Source organism: Microcoleus sp. w2-18bC1, from assembly GCF_036700365.1.
In the GTDB taxonomy this organism is placed as follows: domain Bacteria; phylum Cyanobacteriota; class Cyanobacteriia; order Cyanobacteriales; family Microcoleaceae; genus Microcoleus.
The window spans coordinates 1-21,804 of record NZ_JAUBOS010000027.1; the positions used below are offsets into that span (position 1 = coordinate 1).

At 46.5% G+C, this 21,804-nt stretch carries 28 protein-coding genes and 2 pseudogenes; 6 read left to right on the top strand and 24 right to left on the bottom strand.

Annotated elements, in window-relative coordinates; translation table 11 throughout:
• Positions 1-76 precede the first annotated feature (76 nt).
• Positions 77-259, top strand: a pseudogene (locus QT979_RS15680) (transposase); the annotation flags it as partial.
• Positions 260-583: 324 nt separating this feature from the next.
• Here the strand turns inward: QT979_RS15680 and QT979_RS15690 are convergent.
• Positions 584-2,284, bottom strand: a complete 1,701-nt coding sequence (locus QT979_RS15690; RefSeq protein WP_333310924.1) for an ABC-F family ATP-binding cassette domain-containing protein — start codon at positions 2,282-2,284, stop codon at positions 584-586.
• Between the two features lie 356 nt (positions 2,285-2,640).
• Between QT979_RS15690 and QT979_RS15695 the strand changes: the two are divergent.
• The 3 genes and pseudogenes from QT979_RS15695 to QT979_RS15705 all read left to right on the top strand — a co-directional run bounded on the left by QT979_RS15695 (position 2,641) and on the right by QT979_RS15705 (position 4,854).
• Positions 2,641-3,056 (top strand): annotated as a pseudogene (locus QT979_RS15695) (element excision factor XisH family protein).
• A 238-nt stretch (positions 3,057-3,294) separates the two neighbouring features.
• Positions 3,295-4,575 carry a transposase gene (locus QT979_RS15700; RefSeq protein ID WP_333310927.1) on the top strand — a complete coding sequence of 427 codons (1,281 nt, stop codon included), beginning with the start codon at positions 3,295-3,297 and terminating at the stop codon, positions 4,573-4,575.
• Between the two features lie 15 nt (positions 4,576-4,590).
• A complete protein-coding gene (locus QT979_RS15705) occupies positions 4,591-4,854 on the top strand; it encodes a XisI protein (protein WP_333310929.1) in 264 nt (87 codons plus the stop codon).
• 211 nt (positions 4,855-5,065) lie between these two features.
• Here QT979_RS15705 and QT979_RS15710 read toward each other — a convergent pair whose 3' ends face one another.
• Together QT979_RS15710 and QT979_RS15715 are read right to left on the bottom strand one after the other, a co-directional pair.
• Positions 5,066-5,872 carry a GUN4 domain-containing protein gene (locus tag QT979_RS15710; RefSeq protein WP_333310931.1) on the bottom strand — a complete coding sequence of 269 codons (807 nt, stop codon included), beginning with the start codon at positions 5,870-5,872 and terminating at the stop codon, positions 5,066-5,068.
• Between the two features lie 88 nt (positions 5,873-5,960).
• Positions 5,961-6,224 carry a hypothetical protein gene (locus QT979_RS15715; RefSeq protein ID WP_333310933.1) on the bottom strand — a complete coding sequence of 88 codons (264 nt, stop codon included), beginning with the start codon at positions 6,222-6,224 and terminating at the stop codon, positions 5,961-5,963.
• A gap of 248 nt (positions 6,225-6,472) precedes the next feature.
• On the opposite strand from QT979_RS15715, the gene QT979_RS15720 reads away from it, so the two are divergent.
• On the top strand, positions 6,473-7,282 hold the full coding sequence (locus QT979_RS15720; protein WP_333310935.1) for a pentapeptide repeat-containing protein: 810 nt from the start codon (positions 6,473-6,475) through the stop codon (positions 7,280-7,282).
• Between the two features lie 265 nt (positions 7,283-7,547).
• On the opposite strand, the gene QT979_RS15725 is transcribed toward QT979_RS15720, so the two are convergent.
• Positions 7,548-7,838 (bottom strand): helix-turn-helix transcriptional regulator, encoded by a 291-nt coding sequence (locus QT979_RS15725; protein WP_333310937.1) that lies wholly within the window; start codon positions 7,836-7,838, stop codon positions 7,548-7,550.
• A gap of 108 nt (positions 7,839-7,946) precedes the next feature.
• On the bottom strand, positions 7,947-8,312 hold the full coding sequence (locus QT979_RS15730; RefSeq protein ID WP_333310939.1) for a helix-turn-helix domain-containing protein: 366 nt from the start codon (positions 8,310-8,312) through the stop codon (positions 7,947-7,949).
• 27 nt (positions 8,313-8,339) lie between these two features.
• Here QT979_RS15730 and QT979_RS15735 point away from each other — a divergent pair, with 27 nt between their 5' ends.
• Complete coding sequence (locus tag QT979_RS15735; protein ID WP_333310941.1) at positions 8,340-8,888, top strand: hypothetical protein; 549 nt, start codon at positions 8,340-8,342, stop codon at positions 8,886-8,888.
• Positions 8,889-8,903: 15 nt separating this feature from the next.
• Here the strand turns inward: QT979_RS15735 and prfA are convergent, their stop codons facing one another.
• The 19 genes from prfA to rplE all read right to left on the bottom strand — a co-directional run bounded on the left by prfA (position 8,904) and on the right by rplE (position 21,690).
• Positions 8,904-9,998, bottom strand: a complete 1,095-nt coding sequence (prfA, locus tag QT979_RS15740; protein ID WP_333310943.1) for a peptide chain release factor 1 — start codon at positions 9,996-9,998, stop codon at positions 8,904-8,906.
• 321 nt (positions 9,999-10,319) lie between these two features.
• Positions 10,320-10,628, bottom strand: a complete 309-nt coding sequence (rpmE, locus tag QT979_RS15745; protein ID WP_333059812.1) for a 50S ribosomal protein L31 — start codon at positions 10,626-10,628, stop codon at positions 10,320-10,322.
• A gap of 310 nt (positions 10,629-10,938) precedes the next feature.
• Positions 10,939-11,349: a 30S ribosomal protein S9 gene (rpsI, locus tag QT979_RS15750; protein ID WP_106147490.1), complete on the bottom strand. Its 411-nt coding sequence runs from the start codon at positions 11,347-11,349 to the stop codon at positions 10,939-10,941.
• Positions 11,349-11,804, bottom strand: a complete 456-nt coding sequence (gene rplM / locus QT979_RS15755; protein ID WP_015178725.1) for a 50S ribosomal protein L13 — start codon at positions 11,802-11,804, stop codon at positions 11,349-11,351. Before rplM ends, rpsI begins: the two co-directional genes overlap by 1 nt.
• Positions 11,805-11,964: 160 nt before the next feature.
• Entirely contained in the window at positions 11,965-12,807 is an 843-nt protein-coding gene (gene truA, locus QT979_RS15760) for a tRNA pseudouridine(38-40) synthase TruA (RefSeq protein ID WP_333212626.1), read from the bottom strand.
• Positions 12,808-12,836: 29 nt separating this feature from the next.
• Complete coding sequence (rplQ, locus tag QT979_RS15765) at positions 12,837-13,187, bottom strand: 50S ribosomal protein L17 (protein ID WP_242719721.1); 351 nt, start codon at positions 13,185-13,187, stop codon at positions 12,837-12,839.
• Positions 13,188-13,312: 125 nt separating this feature from the next.
• A complete protein-coding gene (locus QT979_RS15770; protein WP_332958426.1) occupies positions 13,313-14,257 on the bottom strand; it encodes a DNA-directed RNA polymerase subunit alpha in 945 nt (314 codons plus the stop codon).
• A gap of 174 nt (positions 14,258-14,431) precedes the next feature.
• On the bottom strand, positions 14,432-14,830 hold the full coding sequence (gene rpsK, locus QT979_RS15775; protein ID WP_006634980.1) for a 30S ribosomal protein S11: 399 nt from the start codon (positions 14,828-14,830) through the stop codon (positions 14,432-14,434).
• A gap of 84 nt (positions 14,831-14,914) precedes the next feature.
• Entirely contained in the window at positions 14,915-15,298 is a 384-nt protein-coding gene (gene rpsM, locus QT979_RS15780) for a 30S ribosomal protein S13 (RefSeq protein WP_006634981.1), read from the bottom strand.
• A gap of 83 nt (positions 15,299-15,381) precedes the next feature.
• Positions 15,382-15,495: a 50S ribosomal protein L36 gene (gene rpmJ, locus QT979_RS15785; protein WP_015178722.1), complete on the bottom strand. Its 114-nt coding sequence runs from the start codon at positions 15,493-15,495 to the stop codon at positions 15,382-15,384.
• A 368-nt stretch (positions 15,496-15,863) separates the two neighbouring features.
• Entirely contained in the window at positions 15,864-16,088 is a 225-nt protein-coding gene (infA, locus tag QT979_RS15790; RefSeq protein ID WP_006276978.1) for a translation initiation factor IF-1, read from the bottom strand.
• A gap of 293 nt (positions 16,089-16,381) precedes the next feature.
• Positions 16,382-16,966 carry an adenylate kinase gene (locus QT979_RS15795; protein ID WP_333310945.1) on the bottom strand — a complete coding sequence of 195 codons (585 nt, stop codon included), beginning with the start codon at positions 16,964-16,966 and terminating at the stop codon, positions 16,382-16,384.
• 5 nt (positions 16,967-16,971) lie between these two features.
• Positions 16,972-18,276 (bottom strand): preprotein translocase subunit SecY, encoded by a 1,305-nt coding sequence (secY, locus tag QT979_RS15800; protein WP_333082087.1) that lies wholly within the window; start codon positions 18,274-18,276, stop codon positions 16,972-16,974.
• A 102-nt stretch (positions 18,277-18,378) separates the two neighbouring features.
• Positions 18,379-18,825: a 50S ribosomal protein L15 gene (gene rplO, locus QT979_RS15805; RefSeq protein ID WP_006634984.1), complete on the bottom strand. Its 447-nt coding sequence runs from the start codon at positions 18,823-18,825 to the stop codon at positions 18,379-18,381.
• Between the two features lie 145 nt (positions 18,826-18,970).
• A complete protein-coding gene (rpsE, locus tag QT979_RS15810) occupies positions 18,971-19,519 on the bottom strand; it encodes a 30S ribosomal protein S5 (RefSeq protein ID WP_190745441.1) in 549 nt (182 codons plus the stop codon).
• A gap of 162 nt (positions 19,520-19,681) precedes the next feature.
• Positions 19,682-20,044 carry a 50S ribosomal protein L18 gene (rplR, locus tag QT979_RS15815; protein ID WP_333101803.1) on the bottom strand — a complete coding sequence of 121 codons (363 nt, stop codon included), beginning with the start codon at positions 20,042-20,044 and terminating at the stop codon, positions 19,682-19,684.
• 2 nt (positions 20,045-20,046) lie between these two features.
• Positions 20,047-20,595, bottom strand: a complete 549-nt coding sequence (rplF, locus tag QT979_RS15820) for a 50S ribosomal protein L6 (protein WP_333039622.1) — start codon at positions 20,593-20,595, stop codon at positions 20,047-20,049.
• A 122-nt stretch (positions 20,596-20,717) separates the two neighbouring features.
• The gene (gene rpsH / locus QT979_RS15825) at positions 20,718-21,122 is read right to left on the bottom strand and encodes a 30S ribosomal protein S8 (protein ID WP_190657976.1); all 405 of its coding nucleotides are present in this window, start codon (positions 21,120-21,122) and stop codon (positions 20,718-20,720) included.
• A gap of 22 nt (positions 21,123-21,144) precedes the next feature.
• Positions 21,145-21,690 carry a 50S ribosomal protein L5 gene (rplE, locus tag QT979_RS15830; RefSeq protein ID WP_006634989.1) on the bottom strand — a complete coding sequence of 182 codons (546 nt, stop codon included), beginning with the start codon at positions 21,688-21,690 and terminating at the stop codon, positions 21,145-21,147.
• Between the last annotated feature and the right edge of the window lie 114 nt (positions 21,691-21,804).

A 21,804-nucleotide genomic window follows, 5' to 3' on the forward strand; every position in this document is an offset into this window, starting at 1 on the left:
TACCTAATTATCAACAAGGCATAAGAGCTATGAGGCTTATTCTATCAGCGTTATAGGCGACTTGTCGCCCCGACAGAGAGAATCTGCATCAACAATTGAGAATCATTTTGAGGGCATTTGCAACTACTTTCTTCATCGCACCACAAGTGGAGTCATGGAAGGAATCAACAATCGGATTAAGTTGATAATGCGGCAAGGGTATGGTTTTTCTAATTTTAATAATTTTAGGAATCGCGTATTAGCTTGCTTTTCTGATTAGAGAAACTTATAACCATAAGTTCAGAAGAGCCGATCGATGTCGCATTCGGTCGTTGAATAGCCCTCGGAACTTGGCTGCTATCAGACGGATGTCCCTGAATGCTGTCAATCAAGAAACTACTCTCAAGCGTAGCTTGCGACAGAAAAGGAAACTCGCTGCAATGAATGATGAATACATGATGCTTCTTCTCAAATCCTTTTGTCAAGACTGATTGAGATGCTCTTACCCTGTTCAGCAAGCCCTAGTTAAGAATCTGATTCTTGTTTCACCGTAGATGCACGCAGATAAACGCGGATTTAAGGTTTATCTGCGAGGGACGCAAGTTTATTTTTGCTTAGCCGCAGCTTTTTTCTTGGCTTCTTTTTCTGCTTTTTTAGCTGCTTTTTCTGCTTCAAGTTTAGCGATTTGTGCTAGCTCTTTTTCTTCAGCTATTTTATCGAGATAGTAGTGGTAGTCTCCCAAATAAGGGCGAAATTCTCCATCCCGAATCTCGACAATTTTGTTAGCGACTTGGGAGATGAAATAGCGATCGTGCGAAACGATAATTACGGTACCTTCATAATTCTGAATCGCCTCTTCCATCATCTCTTTCGCCGGAATGTCGAGGTGATTTGTCGGTTCGTCCAAAATCAGCAAATTCACGGGAGTCAACAGCATTTTTGCCAAAGCTAGGCGGGCTTTTTCGCCGCCGCTTAAAGCGCCAACCTGTTTGAATACAGTTTCGCCGGTAAATAAGAAACGGCCCAACAAAGTCCGAACTTCTTCATTTTTCCAGTCGGGAACTTCGTCGTGAATGGTTTCGATCACGCTTTTATTCAAATCTAAGGCTTCTGCCTGATTCTGTTCAAAGTAACCGGGGATGACGTTGTGGCCTCCCAATTTGACTGTACCTTCCGAAGGCTTTTCTAAACCCATAATCAGTCGCAGCAGGGTGGATTTGCCCGCGCCGTTGGGGCCGAGAAAGGCTATGCGATCGCCTCTTTCAATTAATAAGTCTGCTCCCAAAAATAGGATTTTTTCGCCGTAGGTGTGCACCAAATCTTCAATTATTGCCACTTCGCGACCGCTGCGGGGTGCGGGGGGAAAGCGGAAATGCAAAGTTTTTAATCCGCCGGTGGGGGCTTCGATGCGTTCGATTTTGTCTAACTGTTTCTCGCGGCTTTTGGCTTGGGTGCTCCGAGTGGCGCTGGCGCGGAATTTTTCTACGAATGCTTGCTGTTTTTCGAGTTCTTTTTGCTGGCTTTCGTAAGCGCTGAGTTGGGCTTCTCTGGCTTCTGCTTTTTGCAGCAGGTAGGAGGAGTAGTTGCCGAGGTAGGTGCTGGAAACGCCGCGTTCTGTTTCGACGATTTGGGTGCAGAGCCGATCGAGAAATTCCCGGTCATGGGATACGATTACCATCGGGGTGATCAGCCCTTTCAGGTATACTTCCAGCCATTCGATCGTTTCTAAGTCGAGGTGGTTGGTAGGTTCGTCTAGCAGCAGGATGTCGGGTTTTTGCAGTAGAATTTTGCCCAAACTCATCCGCATTTGCCAGCCGCCGCTGAAGGCGCTGACTAATCGATCGCCGTCTTCGGGTTCAAATCCGATTTCGGGCAGAATTTTCTCGATTTGGGCTTCTAAACCGTAGCCGTTTAAGCCTTCAAATTGCCGTTGCAGCCGATCCATTTTGTGGATCAGTTCGTCGAGATTTTCTGGGGTGGAGGCTTCCAAGTCTCGATGGACTTGCATCAGGGATTCGTGGACTTCGTTGGCTTCGCTGAAGGCGCGCCAAAATTCTTCTCTGACGGTGCGAGTCGGATCTACTTCAAATTCTTGGGAGAGGTAGGCGATGTGGAGGCTGGCGGGGCGAATGACTTCGCCGGCGGTGGGTTCGATTTCGCCGGCGATGATTTTGAGTTGGGTGGATTTGCCGGCACCGTTAACGCCGACTAAGCCGATGCGATCGCCCGGTTTGACTTCCCAGGTGACATCTTTGAGTACGACGCCTGTGGGGTAAATTTTACTGATGTGTTCGAGTCGCAGCATTGTTGTGGGGACTGGGGAAGGGCAGGTTTAGCGGCGGATGGGATGCCGGCGCTGAGGTCGAGTTAATCTTAACAAATTTTAATTATATTTAGCGTATTGCCAGATTTTGATTTGGTAGGAGTTACGCGAAGAAACGGGGTTTCTCTGAAAAATCGCAGATTCTGGGCTAGAGATATAGGAAGAAACCCGGTTTCTGGCCTCGATGTGGGTTCAGGACTATTTGGGTGGGGCGATCCTCTTCGAGGGCTTCGCTAACGGGCGATCGTGTTGTTTCAGATTGAATTTCTCGAATAATGGTTGAGACTTCTGCAAATTATAATAGTCAGTGTCAACCTCGATAGCAAAAGAGAGCGATCGTGCCAGCAAGAGACATTTATCCTCAAGTTGTCAAACAGGCTCTGATTAAGGCTGGCTGGACAATTACCCGCGATCCGTATCCCTTGGCTTGGGCGAATAGAAACCTATCGATCTTGGTGCCGAACAGCTATTAGCTGCTGAGAACAACGATCGCAAGATAGCGGTTGAAGTTAAAAGTTTGATCAGAGAGTCTAGAATTGCAGATTTAGAGCAAGCTTTGGGCCAATATACTCTTTACTATGACATCTTAAAACGGACGGAATCAGAAAGACAACTGTATCTTGCGATTCCACTAAATGCTTTTACAGAGCTTTTTGAAGGAGAAAGTTTTGGTCAGATATTACTAGATCATAACCGCCTAAATTTGGTTGTTTTCAACCCAAAAATAGAGGAAATAGTACAATGGATAGCTTAAATAATTATCGCAAACTTGTTAAGCAGCTCCTTACTGAATACGCTGAGCTTCCCGTTTTTGACAGTGGGATCTAAAATGAAATAATTTTTGATTTGGAAAATCAATACTTCGGACAGTTTTGGAACAGGGACGCTCCCCGAACAGAGACAAAAAATCCCTGGAATTTTAACCGAAACTCCCAAAAAAAGGCACTTTTTAGATTAAGCTCAAAAAATAGACGAACTTAAAAAAATGCCTGATGAATATTCTAGAATCAATTTTACAACAAATGTCAGGGATTAGTCAATCCCAAAAAAAGTTTATGGTGACCTTGTTTTCCACCATATTGCTTGTTTATGGCAAGGTAAACTTTACCAATCTGAGCCGTTACAGTTCGTTGAGTGAAAAAACTTATCGTCGGCATTTTTTGAAAAACTTTGATTTCGCAGAATTTAATCAATACTTTATCAATAAAGCCTTGGATTCTGAGCAAACTATTATTGCTGTAATCGATTGTTCATTTATTGACAAGAGTGGCAAAAAAACTGAAGGGAAAGCTAGCTTTTATAATGGTGTAGCTGGCAGACCGGAAGAGGGATTAGAAATTTCTGTAATTTCTGTGGTCGAAGTCGAAACTCATTTGTCTTATAGTGTGAGTGTACAACAAACACCCTGGCGTCCTCCCACAGAACTACCCAAAAATCCCCTCACTGCTCAAAGGAAAAGAAAATCAAAAAAACCAACTAAAAAAAAAGCACGACTATGCTCAACGCCTGAGATAACAAGAGTTGAAGACTATGCTCAACATTTAAAAAAAACCCGTTCTTTATTGCCAGAATCTGTACGCTATTTGGTAGCTGATGGTTATTATTGCCGCGCTAAGTTCTGGGATGCTGTACGAAATTCAAATTTAAATTTGATTAGTAAATTACGCTCAGATGCCAACTTAAAGTACCTCTATACAGGTGAAAAAAATAAAATATGTGCACCTCGTAAATACGATGGAAAAGTAGAATGTAATAAGTTAAAAAACTTAACCTTCATCAAAGAAGTTAAACCGGGAGTTAAGCTTTACTCATTAGTAGTATGGAGTGTTTCTTTAAAATGCAAAATACGTTTAGCTTGTCTTTCAGAACTCCAACCCAATGGTAAAATCAAAAATATTTTATTATTCAGCACTGATATCGAGCTGACAGGTGAGCAAATACTTGAGTATTATCAGGCTCGTTTTCAGATTGAGTTTATTTTTCGTGATGCCAAACAATTTACGGGCTTATCCAATTGTCAATCTCGTAGTGGTCAATGCCTTGATTTTCATTTTAACGCCAGTCTAATTGCTCTAAATTTAGCCAAATATGAAGCTTATAATCGTCATTCATCTCCCAAGCCATTCGTGTTTTCCATGACCTCTTATAAACGCCGTGAATTCAATAGGCATATACTTTACACCTTTATTGATAAGTTAGATTTAGACCGGAATTTAATTTTAAATCACCCTAACCTTCCGTCAGTCCTATCCTATGGTACTCTCGCTGCTTAAAAACTGTCCGAAGTATTGGAAAATGACCGTTATATGTTAATAAATATAGGTTGGTTTAATGAGCAGCGCATTCACCATTGCGTGATTCATATTGATATTATTGACGGTCAGGTGTGGATTCAAGCAAATAATACGGATCGCCTGATTGCTGAGGAGTTAGTTTCAGCGGGAGTTCCGGCTAAATCAATTGTTTTGGGGCTTCAACCGCCTGATCTTAGACCTTATACTGCTTATGGAGTGCCTACTAGGGAGCAGCAGCGAGAATCTTTGAAAGTATGATGGACTGGAAGCGATTTGAGTGGGAGGGCGATTCCCTAGGGGATAGCTTCGCTTCACGTACTTCAAAAACTTTCAAAGTAGGCGATCGGAGAAGGTTTTAGAAAAGTGAGGGTGAGGAAATGCGATCGCTTTTAGGAGTGAAAGGGCGATCGTCACTCAATCTCATCTTCTCTACAAGCGTGTAAACAAGTTTATGTGACAAGGATTTTGACTACAGAGCAATACCGCAACTTGAAAGCCTATCCAAGAGATGTAATAAGTCGTAACAATCTAACAGCGGTTGAGTTTCAAATGGCCCAACATCGCGACTGCCCCTAGCTCCTTCCTGCCAATAATTCGCCGTGGGAAGATGTCCATGTGGAGCCTGCATTGAAAAAGTAAGATCGTTATAGGTTTTTAAATTAAGAGTCATTCTACCAGCACTGTCCTCACTGTCAGGAGTGTACCATCCTATCCGTCTCTCGAAGCTCCCTCTTAATTCACGTTTTTTCTGACGTTCCTGATAGGAGTCGTTGAAGTTACCTATAAAGGATATGATATCCTCTCCTAGTTCTGACATAATTCGCTTTTGTATACTAAATCCAAAGCGACCATTGCTATATTTAAGCCACAGTCTATCTATAGTACCAAGGTCAGCGCAAGGGAAGTACATCAAATGTAGGAAATCTAAACAGTCCGTCCTCGGATCAGCGTGCGTCCATTCTCCATCCCGGACTTTTTTCTCTGCTGTTAGATATCCTACGGCGAGCATCAGCCGTCCTGTTTCTTTATTAGCTTCTTTCCATTTGCCCTCTGCTAGTAGGTCACGAAGGTGTGTGTAGTTATAGTGAATAGACACGCTGCTGTCAAGTGATATTACTTCAAGATTTGAATAATCTACTTGATTAGTGTAATTCTGGCTTGATGCTTTACTAGCTTGAGTCCTACTTGATGCCTTACTAGCTGGATTACTGCTTGATGCTTGTGACACCACGAAGTAGACAACTACAGCCAGCACAATTAAAATTAAAATCCACATTGATACTTTCCTTGATTAGGTAATCAGGGGAATTGCCACTCAATCCCCTGATGGTTGTGTCTACTGGTAAAAATTAATCAAAATTGCTTTATCCGCCATAATTACCGCTACCATAGCCTGTTTCTTTAGCTATCTCTAGCATAGTCGATTGACTTGATTTTACTTTTTTTAGTTCCCTTTCTACTCTCTCTCTTTCTGCCTGGTCTGCTATTCCGATTTGCTCTTCAAATTGAGCTATTATTGTCGAGTTGGGAATATCAGAAACCTGTGAGGGGGATAAAATTCCTTGAGCCAAAGCCAAAGTAGCCATAATATTCCGAATTGTCTCGGCAAGGTTGTATGGTAAACTCACTTTTGTTAACTCCTATGCTACGGTAATTTGTAAATTATGAACGCCAGCCATTTGCTGACATTTAAGTATTCTAATGAGTCAACTTCATCTTTGTCAGTGAGAAAAAGTGACAAAAAGTGAGAAATAGTAGCAACATCTTGGAGATTGTGATAAAATCTATCTACAGCAATGTGCGCGCACGGTCAAAGTGTCATAAACCATGCCAGCACAACCTCCACTCGGACACTACCTTTAAGAGGATTTAACCTATGACTGTGGATGAAGCTCTCGCCATTGTCGAAACAGTCCTAGATGACGACGAACAGTTAAACGACGTGCAAGAGCTAATCTTCAAACAGTCCTGGGAAGGCAGACAGTCTTATGAGGAAATTGCTAAATTTTCTAAATATGATGATGAATATATTAAAGCGGCTGGCTATAAACTCTGGAAGCTACTCTCAGACGCTTTTGACGAAAAAGTAAAAAAAAGTAATATTAAAGCAGTTATAAAACGATACTTGCGGCGACATCAAGTGACTTTACATCGAACTCAAGTTATTGGAGTTAATCTCAGCGGTGCTAACTTAAGCGGCTCCAGAGTATCATTCGCAAACTTAAGTGAATCAGATTCGTCAACTGATTTACACGGTGCAATTATATCTGATTATAATACAGTATCCGAGGAAATTATCAAGGTTGAAGACGCACATAACCAGGGAATTTTGTCGAGCAGAAGAGAACGCATTTATCACTGGAATGATTTGCGCTTTCACAGCCAAGAACAAGTAAAAATTGCCGAAGCCCTCGATCGCACAAACACCCTATTCTTCCCCAACTCCAAAGCCCGCCTCACAACATCCGCAGGTAGACAAAACCAAGAACCAGATTTCCTCATATTCCACCAAGGCAAATGGGGAATTCTGGAAATATGGCATCCCGACACAGAAAAAGATGAAACGCGCGATCGACTGTTTGCATCTCACGGTATCAGCATCATCCACTACTGCGACGCTAACAGATGCACAGAAGAACCCGATCGCGTTGTCCAAGAGTTTTTAGACATCTTGATTCAGGAATAGGGCGAGTGGTTTTTTCATAAGGGCGATCGCATAGGGGCCCAGAAACCGGGTTTTTTACGATAACACGCGTTGTATCCCGCAAACTTGATAAAAAACCCGGTTTCTTTGCTTGGAGTGCGTAAGTGCATAAGGGCGATCGCACTCCGTAACAAAGTAGATTTTGCCTTGACAAATTACTCGATTTGTGATAAGCACGAGTTGTGGAAATTTTTAAGGGCGATCGGGATCTACTTCTGCAAAACGGGCGATCGCGATCGATCCTAACTCATTCCCCAGCAGCCTCAGCCGAGGCAGCAAATCTATCCGCTACAGCTTTAGCAATTAGCGCCACCTGACTCAGAGGCAAAAACTGAATTTTTTTGAGAATATCGTTAATTTCTGGTGGTTGCGAGACTGGATTGCCATCCAAAAAGCTGAGAAACTCTTCCAGAGTATAGCCTGCTCTCGCTGCGAGCTTACCCAAGTTTTCCGTCTCTGGAACCGTATCGCCCCTTTCCCAAAGCTGAACAGCAGTAGCAGAAACGCCCAAAAGCTTGCCAAAGGCTCGCTGACTCATTGTTCCGCGAGCAGTTTTGATGATTTCACTAAGTTTTTGTCTATTTTGGATGTTCACGACTTAAAAGCTATGCGATCGTACATAGCAGTCTACTTGCCAACTGATACATCAACTATATTTCCCAGACGACTCAGCCGCCGCCGCGAGTCTATCCATCACAGCTCTACCAATCACTGCCAACTCACTAATTGGTATACATTGAATTTTTTTAAGCAGATCGTTAGTATCTACGGGTTCCTGCACCGGCTTGCCTTCAAGATGAGCCATGAGCTCTTCCATCGTAAAGCCTGCTCTTGTCGCAATCTGAGTCAAATTTTTCGTATCTGGAAGTACCTGCCCCTTTTCCCAATACAAGACAGAAGCAGCAGATACTCCCAACAGCTTGCCAAAAGCAGTCAGACTCATCGAGCCCCGCGCTAATTTAACAACCTCACTCAGTTTTTTCTTAGCTTCTGCGTCCACGATATCAGCCACGAGATAACCACAATTCCTAGTTTACTTGTGTACCAACAAATTTACCTGTCTTGCTTGACAGGAGAAGATTTAGCAGATATTATTTTAATTAGATTGAAAGTTTTAATTTTAATGAAAACAGATTTAGGAGAAATACCAATGACCAAGAGACGCACTCAAAAAACTCACAAGCCCAGCCACACACGTCAAAGCCTTACAGCCTCGGGTTGGCTAAAACCCCAGCGCTGGCAAATCTCCAAAACGGAAGCAGCCGAAGCCCTGAAAATCCCCGTCAACCGCATAGTCAAAGTCTACCCCAAACAACATCAAGTAATAGTCGTTTATCTGAACAAGAAAGGACAAAAATGCAGTTCCTTTTTCAGCTACAGACTATTTGCCAGATGGCAACAAGAGGCGATCGCAGCAATTGCCAGTTGTCGAAACCAGCAAATCCTAGCACCCCTAGAAGTCATTGTACAATACGACCTCGAACATTTCAAATATCCCGTCCAAAGCGCCGATGCAATTTGGGAAGCCCTACTCAACCATATCTCCCGCGTAACAAGGGAACTGAGGCTGAGCAAACAATGCGCCTAGCCCCCCATCACTCCATCAATTAGTAGAAGCAGCCAACTCAGCCAAACGTTCCTGCTGATCCTGGGAAATGCAAGTTTGAATAATCCCCTCAATATCCCCTTCCAAAACACTATTGAGCGAGAAATTTTCCCCCAAACGGTGGTCGGTAGCCCGATTGTCCTTATAGTTGTAAGTGCGAATCTTCTCCGATCGCGAACCAGTACCAACCTGAGCCAAACGCCGCGACTTCACCTCATCCTGCTGCTCCCGCAACTTCATCTCATAGAGCTTAGCCCGCAAAATCTGCATCGCCCGCTCCTTATTCTGCAACTGACTGCGCTCCTCAGTACAGAAAATCCGAATTCCCGTCGGCTTGTGAAACAAATCCGCAGCAGTTTCCACCTTGTTCACATTTTGACCGCCAGCGCCGCCCGATCGAGCCGTGCTCATCTCAATATCCTTCGGATCGATGTGAATCTCCACATCATCCACCTCCGGCATCACAGCCACCGTCGCCGTCGAAGTATGCACCCGGCCGCCAGCCTCAGTCACAGGCACTCGCTGCACCCGGTGTACTCCAGCCTCAAACTTCAGCTTGCTGTAAACGCTGTCGCCCGTAACTTCCAGAATCACCTCTTTAAAGCCGCCCATTTCAGCCAGCGACTCGCTCACCAACTTCACCTGCCACCCTTGAGTTTGAGCGTAGCGCGAATACAGCCGCAGCAAATCTCCCGCCCAAATACTAGCCTCATCTCCGCCAGTACCCGCCCGAATTTCCAGCATAATATTCTTATCATCGTTCGGGTCGCGGGGGAGCAGCAAAACCTTCAAACGACTTTCCAAATTCTCCAGCTTCGCCTCAAGTTCCTGAACTTCCAGCGCAGCCATTTCTTGCATATCTCGATCGCCCGCGGCTTCCTTGAGAACCTGTCGCGCGCCCACCAAATCTTCCTGAGTGGTTTTCCACAGAGCAAAAGTATCGACCACTTCCTCCAAGGACGATCGAGCTTTCGCTACCCGTTGAAACTCTTGATTGTCCCTAGCCACATCCGGGTCAGCCATGCGGCGAGTCAGCTCATTAAAAGTTTGCTCTACCGACTTCAATTTATCCAGCAAATAAGATTCAGCCATTGTCAGTTGTCCTTTGTCAATCGATTTTAGATTTTAGATTTTAGATTTTAGATTTGAAGCACAGTTGGTATAGAATCTCGATCGAACTCAACTGCCAGCCGTAGCAAGTCTTCAATCTCAACTCTCCAATGCGAGGGCGGATCGATTTTAGATTTTAGATTTTAGATTTTAGAACTCAAGAGCAGTTAGGATCGAACTCTACTCGATCGAAGTCAACTGCCAGCCGTAGCAAGTCTTCAATCTAAAATCTAAAATCCGAGGGCGGTAAGTTGCCAGTAGAAAGAACTACTCTCAACAAACTGCGGACAAATGACAATCCGGCTACTTCTTCTTTTTGCCTTTACCAGCAGCCTTAGCAGCATCTGCTTTCGGATCTTCCATTTTCAGCGGTCCAGAGGAAGCATCTGCCTTCGGCATTTCTACCTCGGTCATGCCGTATTTCCGCATAAAGCGCTCCACACGACCTTCAGTATCAATAATCTTCTGAGTGCCAGTATAAAAAGGATGATTTCCCGACCAGACATCAACTTGAAGCTTTGGTCTAGTGGAACCCACAGTCATCACGAGTTCCCCGTTGCAATAAACCTGAGATTCGGGATACCACTCAGGGTGAATGCCATCTTTTGCCATTGTTTTTTACTCTCTAATTTTTGACTTTACAACCATTTTAGCTGCCGCAGGACTTCTAAACCAACAACAGCACCAATTTTGTCTTATACCTTTTGGAACCAGGAATCAGGAATCGGAAATAAACTTGAAAAAAGGCAGATAAAATCTGAATGATTCTTGCCTTTTCTTCCTTCCTTCTTCCTTCTTCCTTCTTCCTTCTTCCGTCAATCCGTCAATCCGAACATCCGTTACATCCGTTAAAAAATCCGTTGCCGAACTTCCATTACATCCGTTACATCCGTTAAAAAATCCGTTGCCGAACTTCCCTCGATTACCGCTTCGAGTATTGAGGAGCTTTGCGAGCTTTCCGCAAACCGTACTTTTTCCGTTCTTTGGCCCGCGGGTCGCGAGTCAAATAGCCCTCAGTCTTCAGAGGCTTGCGGTTGTCCGGGTCTAATTGACAAAGTGCTCTAGCGACACCTAGGCGAATCGAGTCAGCTTGACCTGTCAAGCCACCGCCTTCGACTTTTACCAAAATGTCGTACTCATTTTCCAGACCCAAAGTTTCCAGAGGGGCTTTAGCCAGAGCCAAATAAGTAGGATTGAATTGCAGGTACAAATCCCCCTCTTTACCATTGACAGTCAGTATGCCAGTGCCGGGAACCAAGCGCACCCGCGCTACTGAACATTTGCGGCGACCGGTACCCCAGTACACAGCGCGGCCGGTATCTGTTGCTTGCATTACTCATTTCCTCCCGGAATCGTGTGAACAATTAATTCTTCTGGTTTTTGAGCTTGGTGCGGGTGGTTGGGGCCAGCGTACACCTTCAGTTTAGTAAACAGTTGTCTGCCCAGAGAAGTGTGAGGCAGCATTCCTCGTATAGCTTCTTCGACAATTCTTTCGGGCAAACGTGCTTGCAATTTGGCAAAAGTTTCTGTTTTCATGCCGCCCGGTCTTCCAGAATGGCGGCGGTAGATTTTCTGGGTGCGTTTTTTGCCAGTAACAGCGATTTTGTCAGCATTGATGACAATTACGAAGTCGCCGGTATCCATAGAAGGAGTGTAAGTCGGTTTGTGTTTCCCCCGGAGGTACATGGCAACTTCAGTTGCCAGACGGCCCAGCCGCTGGTCGGCGGCATCGACCACGTACCACTTGTGCTCTAGGGAGTCTTGAGTAGGGACGTAAGTTTTGTTCATTGTTTATGGTGAGTTGTCTATTAACTGTTAACTGTTGTTAGTTGTCAGTTGTCAGTTGTCAGTTGTCAGTTTTTAATTGTTAGTTGTCCTTAGTTTTTTATTAGTAGTTACCTAATGACTAATGACTAATGACTAATGACTAATGACTAATGACTAATGACTAATGACTAATGACTAATTTTGGCTGAGTGTCGTACCAGACCTCTGGGGGAAAGGGAAATTCTGAATAGCCAACCCGCAGCAGGCACAAACCTTGAGCGGGGGCGGCATATTTTACCATTTCTCGGCGTTCGTTGACCCAGATATCTGTGAAATTGTCGATCTGCCTTTCCCCTCGACCCACCTGCACCAGCAACCCCACCAGCAGCCGCATCATCCCGTACAGAAACCCGCTTGCCTGAACCTCTATATAGATAAGAGGCCCAGAACGCTGACACTCTGCCGCTTGTACGTCCACCCAGGAATGGGGGCGGGCAGAACCAGCGCGGTGGAAAGCAGCCAGGTGATGCCGCCCGATGAGCGGTGTCAATGCTGTCTGAATCAAAGATTCATCCACAGGAGCGTGATAGCAGTGCCAAGCAAAAGGACGCACAAACAAATTAGGTGTCGGGTCTGTATAAAGGGTGTAGCGATAGCGCCGCCAACTGGCTGAGAACCGAGCGTGCCAGGTAGGTTCCACCTTTGCCGAAGCTCGAATTAAAATATCTTTTGCCAGTCGAGAGTTGAGAACGCTTGCCCAACGGTGAGCCGGAATTGGGCCGTGGGCGTCAAAATGGGCTACTTGAGCAGCAGCGTGAACTCCCGCATCGGTTCTCCCAGCAGCGTGCAGCGTTACCGGGCGTTCCAGAACAGTCGATATTGCTGTTTCAATTTCTTCTTGTACTGTACGTTGGTTCGGCTGTCGCTGCCAACCGTGAAAGTTAGTGCCGAGGTATTGGATTACTAGAGCAACGCGCTGTATCGATTGGGGATTTTCGATTGGGGATTTTGGATTGTCAGTCATAAATCAAAAATCTCCAACCCAAAATTGAATTAAACCAGTTCAACGATCGCCATTTCGGAATTGTCTCCCTGACGGGGGACTGTTCGCACGACGCGGGTGTAGCCGCCGTTGCGCGATCCGTACCGTTCTTGTGCCGCCTCAAACAAGGCGTGTACTAACTGTTTATCGTAGATATAGCCCATAGCTTGGCGGCGAGCGGCCAAGGAGCCATCTTTCGCCAGGGTAATCATCCTGTCCGCCTCTGAGCGCAGCGCTTTGGCGCGGGCTAGAGTGGTAGTGATTTTACCGTGGCGGATTAATTCGGTGGTCAGCGAGCGCAGTAGGGCGCGGCGCTGGTCAGCCGGTTTGCTGAGTTGGGGAACGCGACAGCGGTGACGCATAGCAGTTGGTAATTGGTAATTGGTAATTGGGTGCCGGGATAGTCCGCGAGTTTTGAGCGGTGAATTCTTTAACTTAAAAACTCACCTACTTAAAATTCAAAACTTTTTGACCCGTTACCCGTTGATTAACTTTTAGCTGATTTTTCCTGTGGCAAGGTAATGCCCAAGCGTTTTTGTAAAGCTTCAATCACTTCTTCTGCAGACTTCTGCCCGAAGTTCTTGATCTCGAGCAAGTCTTCTTGGGTATAATCCAATAAGTCTGCGACTGAGTTGATCTGAGCCCGCTTGAGACAGTTGTAAGCCCGGACGGACAACTGCAATTCTTCGATCGGAATTTGGCTAGTAGGATCGGCTTCACCGGGATACTCTGGTTTTAGAGAATCTTGGGTGATGTCTTTGAGAGGTGCAAATAAATCTACCAGGATGTGGGCAGATTGACTCAAAGCTTCTTGAGGCGTCACACTGCCATCAGTCCAGATTTCCATAATCAGCCGGTCTTTCTCGACCGTGCCGCCTACCCTAGCATCTTCAACGCTGTAGTTGACTCTGCGAATCGGCATAAAGATGGCGTCAATTTGGAGAAAATCCAAAGCCGATCCATCATCGCGACTGCGGTCTACTGCTCGGTATCCGATGCCTTTTTCAATTCTGAATTCCATTTCCAGAACTGAGCCGGGCGAGAGAGTTGCAATGTACTGGGAGCGATCGATCAATTCCACCTCTGAGGGCAAATCGAATCGATCGGCTGTAACTGTGACAGGCCCCTCAATCCGCAACCTTCCGATTTGCGGCTGCTGAGAATGAGTTTTGAGAACCACCTCTTTCATGTTCAGGAGAATTTCTAGAACATCCTCACGTACCCCTTCGATCGTGGCAAACTCGTGATTGACGCCCGCGATTCGGACTGAAGTTACTGCTGTTCCTTCCAAATTTGACAGCAAAACTCGCCGAAGCGCATTCCCAACAGTTGTTCCTTGACCGCGATCGAGCGGTTCCAGGACAAATTTTCCGTACTGACTGCGGTCTTTGTCAGTGTTAGACTCTATACATTCAATTTGAAACTGCGCCACGGAGTGACCTCCCTTTTCCACTTTGGATTTTTGATTTTGGATTTTAGATTGCAGAGCATACCCCTGAACGGATTTCGGATTTTGGATGGACGGGGCAACAGTTAGAACCATTAGTTTTTGACTTTAAGCAGTTAGCCATTATCCAAAATCTAAAATCTAAAATCTCAAATCGTTTTAGACTCTACGCCGCTTGGGAGGGCGACAGCCGTTGTGAGGAATTGGGGTAACATCTCTAATCAGGGTGATTTCCAGTCCCGCCCCTTGCAGCGCCCGGATTGCAGTTTCTCTACCTGCTCCCGGCCCGCTGACCATTACTTCTATTTGGCGCATTCCTTGGTCGTTGGCTCTGCGGGCCGCACTTTCTGCTGCTGTTTGAGCTGCAAAGGGAGTTCCCTTTTTAGCTCCTTTAAAACCGCTAGAACCTGCCGATGCCCAGGATATGACTTCGCCGTTGAGGTCGGTAATAGTTACTATCGTGTTGTTAAAGGTAGACTGGATGTAGCCTACCCCATTGGGTACATTCCGTTTCTGCTTTTTTGCACCAGATTTCTTGCCTGTTTGTTGTCGCGCCATATTAGTCTCTTTAACGTTTCTCTCAACTAATGTCCCGAAGCGCTAGGAGCCAGCAGCCCCCAGCGTATTTTTCCCAAAAAGATGTTACTTCTTGGAAGGTGCCTTTTTCTTGCCCGCAACTGTTCGGCGGACGCCACGACGGGTTCTGGCGTTGGTACGGGTTCGTTGTCCCCGCACCGGCAGACCCAAACGGTGACGCCTACCGCGATAAGTTCCGATGTCCATCAGGCGCTTGATGTTCATTGACTCCCAGCGCCGGAGGTCTCCTTCGATTTGGTATGTGGTTTCTACATGAGCCCGCAGAGCTGTCACGTCGGCCTCTGTTAAATCCTTGACGCGAGTGTCAGGATTTACGCCTGTTGCAGCGATAATTTTTTGGGCCCGCGACAAGCCTATTCCGTAAATGTATGTCAGACCTATTTCGACGCGCTTATCGCGTGGAAGGTCTACCCCGGCAATCCGTGCCACACTTTTTGTCTCCCTAGTTTTCCTGTTTGGCTACAATGTTCAATTAGGATGCACCTGCGTGCAGTGCCCAATCTTCGTTTTTTCTAACCTTGGCGTTGTTTGTGTTTCGGGTTAGTGCATATCACCATCACTCGACCGCGACGGCGGATGACGCGACATTTCTCACAAATTTTTTTGACAGATGCTCGAACTTTCATCTTTCTTCCTGCCTGGAGAACCCCGCTCTACCGGAGAGCAGGCACGCTGGGACTGCCCGTAGAGCGGTGGGAGGAGAGGCTGGGCAAGGTGTAGACCTCTCCTCGATTAAATTGTATAAAGTGCGGGTTGTTTCATGAAGGAGCCCGCTTGCACCCACTCCCATTGCTGGGTAAAGTTCGCCTGTGCCAGAGTGTTGGCGAGCGATACTTTTACGGTGTAACAATGACTTAACCCGGTACATCGGTAGGTTGTTGACGCCCTTCTCGGCAACACTACAAACGTAGCATTATAGCATAAATTTGAAGCTTTTTACCAAATTCTCTCTAAATTAAACTTAGAATTAGTTTTTAGAAAGTTTTATCTAAGCCTATTTTTTCCGAAGGCGATAAGTAATCCTGCCTTTGGTCAAGTCATAGGGAGTCAATTCTACTTTGACGCGATCGCCAGGCAGAATTTTGATGTAGTTGCGGCGGATCTTGCCGGAAATGTGAGCCAGCACGTTAAACCCGTTATCTAGGTCAACGCGAAACATCGCATTGGGCAGGGATTCCGTCACTGTCCCTTCCATTTCAATTAAATCTTGCTTAGACAATTTGGTATTTACCTCAACTCTACATTTGATTAACTAGGAGTGTCCCGGCGTTGGTCTCAAAACCTATTTACTGGTAGGAGTCAAACGGGAACGGGGGGCAATAATTAGGGCGACTCGATCCACTTAAAGACTCAATTAACCGCTCACTTTGGCTTTCCTTGAGTAAAGTTCTGGCAATTAGTATCGAGTTCAATCCTGTTTCTAGCAACCCTCACAAAACCTGATAGCACAAAAAGCTCCTAGTTAACATATCTTAGCAAAAGCTGGTGAGTAACAAGCTGTATTGAGAGGGTTCAAGAGTCGCCACAGAGAGATTGTTGGAGTTCTGCGGTGACTAATTCCATTGCTCGATCGCCATCAACCGCAACTAATTGTTGACGGCCGCTGTAAAAATCAATCAAAGGCTCAGTTTGCTCGCGATAAACTTGCAACCGGCGGCGGATCGTCTCCTCATTGTCATCCTGCCGGCCCCGCGACAGCAGGCGAGACACCAAAATGTCGTCAGGCACGTCGAGATTAACAGCTTTGAGACCAAATTTCGGGTTTGATGTACTCTCCTCGGCACCGCTAAGCTCCTGCAGCAGTTTGTCTAAAAACGTTGCCTGGGAAACAGTGCGGGGAAAGCCGTCGAGAATCCAGCCCGCATTCGCGTCCGGTTCATTCAAGCGTTCCTGTACGATATCCATCAGCAATTGGTCGGGAACCAACTCACCCCTGTCCATGTAAGCTTGCGCCTTTATGCCCAAGGCAGTTTTAGCCACCACGCAGGCGCGTAGGATTTCGCCCGTAGAAATGTGGGGTATTTTCCAAAGAGCGGCTAATATCTGAGCCTGAGTTCCCTTTCCCGCCCCTGGAGGCCCCATGAAAATAAATTGCATTACGATTACTTCACCATTCCTTCATATCGCTGCGAGATGACGTAAGTTTGAATTTGCTTAGCAGTTTCGATCGCCACACCTACTAGAATCAGTAGGGAAGTTGCGCCAAAACCTCTAAAAGTTTGCACACCGATCGCGCTTTCTACAGCAGTTGGTACAATAGCCACCAGACCGAGAAAAATCGCTCCCAAGAAAGTCAAACGGTTCAAAACCTTCTCCACATAATCACTCGTTTTCTGACCCGGACGAATTCCAGGAATGCTAGCGCCCATTTTCTTCAAGTTCTGAGACATATCTACGGGGTTTACAATCAACGAAGCGTAGAAATAGCTGAAGAACAGAATCAAAGTTAGATAAAACAGCGCGTAAGCCCAAGGGGCAGGGCCGTTCGGACTCAAAACATTAGCAACTTGAACCAAAAACGGGTTATTGAGAGACTGAGCGAGGAAAGAAGGCACAATCAACACCGAAGATGCAAAAATAATCGGCATCACTCCGCCTTGATTCAAGCGCAGGGGCAGATAACTCCGGCTCTCCCGATAAACTTTGCGGCCGACTTGGCGACGTGCCGAAATAATCGGAATGCGGCGAGTACCTTCCTGAACAAAAACAATCCCAACAATCGTTACCAAAAAGACCAGCAGCAGAACGACTACGCGGCCGACAACTTGCGTGTCCCCACTTTGAGCCAATTCAAAAGTTTGTCCCAAAGAGCGCGGCAATACCGACACAATATTGATAAAAATCAGGAGCGACGCTCCGTTCCCGATACCTCGTTCCGTCACCACTTCCGATATCCACATCACAAACATTGAGCCGGCTGTCAGAGCCAAAGCAGTTTGTGCTATGAATAAAGGCGCTGGAGATTGAGCAAAAGGGCTGACCCAAATCGCAATGCCAATACTTTGCAGAATTGCCCAGCCCAATGAAACGTAGCGAGTAATTTGAGAAATTTTGCGTCGCCCTGCTTCTCCTTCATTTTTCTGCAAGTCTTCTAAGCTTGGCAGAGCCGCAGTTAGAAGTTGCACAATAATTGAAGCATTAATGTAGGGCAAAATCCCCAACGCGAAAATCCCCAACGCTGACAAGCCGCCTCCGGAAAACAAGTCCAGAAAGCCAATTAAAGGGCTATTTTGGACGTTTTGGGCAAAGGCGACTCGATCGATGCCGGGGACTGGCAAGTGGACACCCAGGCGTACTAAAATCAGTAAGCCAACGGTTACGAGGATGCGGCCTCGCAAACCAGCAGCTTGAGCCATCTGCATGAACGTCTCTTGTGCAGTTGGCGCTTTCTCTCTACTAACGTCCATAGTTACGATTTTGGATTTTAGATTTGGGATTTTCGACTAAATCATTTTCTGATAGCAAGCTTGAGGATTTGAGATTTGGACAGACTCTCAAACCTCAAATCTTCACGCAACTAATTCGCAACTTCCGCCTGCAGCTTCAATTTTGGTGCGAGCACCTGCGGTAAAAGCCGAGGCGCGCACTTGCAAAGGTACATTCAGTTCGCCATCTCCTAAGATTTTCAGCGGCCCGTCGTCTGTGGTGACAATTTTTGCTTGGATCAGAGAGGTGAGAGTAACTTCGGTGTTTGCTGGCAGCGATGCTAATTTACTCACATTAATGGTAGTGTACTCTTTCCGGTTCACTAGAGGGAAGCTTTTCAACTTGGGGAGACGGCGGTAGAGAGGATTTTGACCTCCTTCAAAACCGGGTCTAGTGCCGCTACCGGCTCTAGATTTTTGACCGCGCATCCCTTTGCCGGAGCTCGCGCCTTGACCGGCAGAAATACCTCTGCCCAAGCGTCGGGGGCGCTTTTGGGAGCCTGCTTTGGGTCGGGCGTCTTGCAATCTCATAGTTTTAGTAATTGGTAATTGGTAATTGGTATTTAGAGAGGGGTATGCAGTAGTTTTGAGTGCGTGAGTTTTAAGTTGCGGATTTTTTTATTTTCACCGCAAGCACTTAACACTCAAAACTTACAGTTTCCCATTCTCGCGTGCCCTAACCGTAGAGATTTTCTACTGGAATTCCGCGCTCTTGAGCAACTTCGGACAAGGTGCGGAGGGTGGAGAGGGCATTGACTGCGGCTCTGGCGTTGTTTAAGGGATTTCCAGAACCTAGCTGTTTGGCTAAGATGTTGCGGACTCCTGCTAGTTCGAGAACAGTTCGCACTGCTCCCCCTGCAATTACCCCGGTTCCTGGAGCGGCCGGCCGCATCATCACTTTAGCTCCGCCACCGTCACCGTTGATGGGGTGAGGGATGGAGTTAGATTTGGTGAGGGGGACTTCAATTAGGTGCTTTTTGCCGTCAGCGACGCCTTTTTTAACGGCACCGATTACGTCGCTAGCTTTGCCGACTCCTACTCCAACTTGACCGCGTTCGTTGCCAATAATGACTATGGCGCGGAAGCTGAGTTTTTTACCACCTTTGACTACTTTGGTAACGCGCCGAATCTGAACAACCCGTTCTTGCCATTCGGATTCTTTTTCGCGCCCTTTGTTGTTGCTGCTGCTTTTTTTCTTGTTGCGCTGTTCTTTTTGTTCTGCCATAGTTTTGTCCTGTGGGAATTAGTAATTGGTGAAAGGCGATCGGCAAGTGGTAATTGTTTGAGTAAAAAGTAAAAATAGAAGAAATCTGGATTTTGCCTTTTAACTTTCAACTTTTGACTTTTTACTTTTTAATTACTCATTACCCGCTACCCATTACCCCCTCTAGAAGTCTAACCCCGCTTCGCGAGCTGCTTCTGCGAGGGCTTTAACACGACCGTGATAGAGGTTGCCCCCCCGATCGAATACGACTTTGACTATGCCAGCGCTGGAACAGCGTTTGGCAATCAACTGACCGACTTGCACGCTCGCGGAGCAGTTGCCGCCAGAACTGAGAGTTGACTTCAATTCGGGATCGAGGGTTGACGCGGCGGCTAAAGTGTGCTGGGCGGTGTCGTCGATTACTTGAGCGTAGATGTGCTGATCTGAGCGAAATACCGCTAGTCTGGGACGTTCGGAGGTGCCGAACACCTTGCGCCGAACACGGCGGTGTCTGCGCTGGACTGATTCTTTGCGAGTAAGCTTCATGGTTACTTCTTACCTGTTTTGCCTGTTTTACCAGCTTTGCGCCGGACGACTTCGCCGCTGTAGCGTATGCCTTTGCCTTTATAGACTTCGGGCGGACGCACCGCGCGGATGCGGGCTGCTGTATTGCCTACGAGTTCTTTGTCAATGCCGGAGACAATGACGTTGGTGTTGCCTTCAACTGCCATTGTGATGCCTTCTGGAGGGGGCATTTCAACGGGTTTGCTGTAACCGACGTTTAAAATCAGGTTCCGTCCTTGAACCTGTGCCCGATAACCTGTGCCGATAATTTCGAGACGCCGCTGAAAACCTTGGGATACACCTTCGACCATGTTGGCCACTAGGGTGCGGCACAAGCCGTGCAGTTGTCGGGCGACGCGAGATTCGTCTCGGCGGGTAACGAGTAAAGTCTCGCCTTCAATTCCCATGAGGATTTCGGCTGGGATAACTCGGGAAAGTTCACCTTTAGGGCCTTTGACGGCTACTTTTTGACCGTCTAGGGTGACGGTGACTTTCGTGGGGATGCTAATCGGACGCTTGCCAATTCGCGACATAGTTTTTTGTCCTTTGTTTTTAGTTATTAGTCCTTGATTATTAGTGCTTAGTTATTAGTCCTTAGTGATTGATTTTTGAGTCTGTTGCCAACGACCAGTGACTAATGACTAATGACTAATGACTACCAAACATAACAAAGCACTTCACCGCCCAAACCTTGGCGTCGAGCTTCTCTATCCGTCATAATGCCGCTGGAGGTGGAAATAATGGCAATGCCAATTCCGCCTAATACTCTGGGCAATTCTTTACGGTTCGAGTAAACGCGCAGTCCTGGTTTGCTGACTCGCTTAAGTGCCGTGATAATGGGCTTGCGAGTTTTACCTTTGTACTTTAGAGAAAGCACTAAATGTCGCTTGACCCCTTCTGCTTCTGCTTCTTCAAATTCGCCGATGAAGCCTTCACTTTTGAGGACTTGGGCGATGCTGCGGGTCATTTTTGTAGCTGGAATTTGCGTTGTTTGGTGGCGCGCCATGCAAGAATTGCGAATGCGCGTCAACATATCTGCTATGGTATCGTTAGCTGCCATCTTTTGCTTCTTACTCTAGTGCTTAGTTGTCCCGGAACGGCATTCCCATTTCTTTAAGCAAGGCGCGTCCTTCTTCGTCGGTGTTTGCTGTGGTGATAATTGAAATGTCCATGCCTCGAATTTGATCGATGCGGTCATATTCTATTTCTGGAAAAATTAGCTGTTCTCTCAGACCCAAGCTGTAGTTTCCGCGCCCGTCGAAGCTTTTGGGGCTGATGCCGCGGAAGTCGCGGATTCGGGGGAGTGCGAGGTTGATCAGCCGATCGAGAAAATCGTACATCCGATCGCCGCGCAGCGTCACCATAACGCCGACGGGTACTCCTTTGCGGATTTTGAAGCCTGCGATCGCTTTTTTCGCCCGCGTCACCACTGGTTTTTGACCGGTGATGATGCCAATTTCGTTGATCGACGAATCCAGTGCCTTAGCGTTTTGAGATGCTTCTCCCAAACCGCGGTTCACTGTGACTTTGACGAGTTTAGGAACCTGATGGATATTAGTATATTTAAACTGATCCATCAGTGTGGGAACGATTTTTCCTTGATAAAGAACTTTGAGTTTGTCCGGCATAGTTTTTGTGTTTCGTTAACTGTCCCTGGGCTTGGTCAGGGAATTATTAGTTGTCAGTTGACTGTTGTCAGTTGTCCGTTGACTGTTGTCCGTTGACTGTTGTCAGGAAAGCAT